The 1,322-nt window shown below is 38.7% G+C and carries 1 protein-coding gene; it reads left to right on the forward strand.

Annotation, left to right across the window (positions count from 1 at the left end; all coding sequences use genetic code 11):
* Positions 1–1,322 (forward strand): IPT/TIG domain-containing protein (locus tag AB1414_21045; GenBank protein MEW6609899.1); only part of this gene is annotated, 1,322 nt, incomplete at both ends.

The raw sequence follows: 1,322 nt of genomic DNA on the forward strand, positions 1-1,322 counted from the left end.
TTTGGTTGGTGGTTTCATATCAGGGGGGTAGATAGGGCAGGTAACTGGGGACCTGCTGAGCATCTTGGTCCTTTTCTTATTGATACCATTCCTCCAAAGGCAGAGTTAGTTCCTGAAAGTGTTCCTGAGGTAATAATCCCTACTGTTCCATTCCATCTGGCAATGATTATTTCGGATGAGAGTGATATTTCTAAAGTAATGATAGATTTAACCTCTATTAATGGGCCAAAAGATTATCCCATGACAAAAGAGGCACCAGATAAGTGGGGGTGTGATATTACTGTTCCTGAAGGAATAATGGGCAAAAAAGACCTCATCATCACAGCTTTAGATATGGTAAATAATGTATCTACTGCCACTGTAACTATCAATATGTCATCTCCCAAAATAACCTCACTCTTACCTACCTTTGGTACTATCGGGACAATCGTTATGCTAAAAGGCGAAGGCTATTTACCATCTGAACAAATTCAGATAGATTTTGGGACAACCAGAAGTATAACTGTTTCTACCTCAGACTCATACGGTAGCTTTACGGCTACTTTTAAGGTTGATTCTCAAGGCTATGGTTTAAAAACAATTACTGCTACGGGTCTTGAATCAGATGGCATAGGAACATCCATCTTTCAAGTAATAAATCCGAAGATAACCTCAGTCTTACCTACCTCAGGCACGATTGGGACAAAGGTGACCATAAAAGGTGAAGGGTATCTTGCTTCAGAGTCAATTCGCATAGATTTTGGGACAATATTGACTATTGGCTTGACGACCGCGGATGCTCAAGGGAGTTTTATGACTATATTTAAGATTGATTTACCAGACTATGGCACAAAAACTATTATCGCTACTGGACTTACATCTAACGAAATGGCAATGGCTACCTTCTATTTATTAGATAAAACCCCACCAATCATAAGTAATCCCCGGGCAAGACCAAAGATTGCTTTTGTAAATAATACCCTGGTAAAATTTACAGCAACAGTAACTGATACCGGCTGTGGAGTAGATTCTGTGATTATTAACCTTACACCTATCAATGATAATACTAATCAACAAATGTTTGATGATGGAACAAATGGTGATGAGAGAGCTAAGGATGGAATTTATACCTACAAAATCTTGATTTCAAACTCTGCCCTGGGAGGAATAAAGAGTTTAGTAGTAACTGCCAGGGATAAACTTAATAATCTCAGTCAAGGAACTATAACCTTACAAGTAATAAATCCGAAGATAACCTTAGTTAGTCCTGCATCAGGAATTATTGGAACAGAAGTAACCGTTAAAGGCGAAGGGTATTTTGCCAGTGAGCTAATTCGCATAGA

The organism is bacterium, assembly GCA_040755795.1.
Classification (GTDB): domain Bacteria; phylum UBA9089; class CG2-30-40-21; order CG2-30-40-21; family SBAY01; genus JBFLXS01.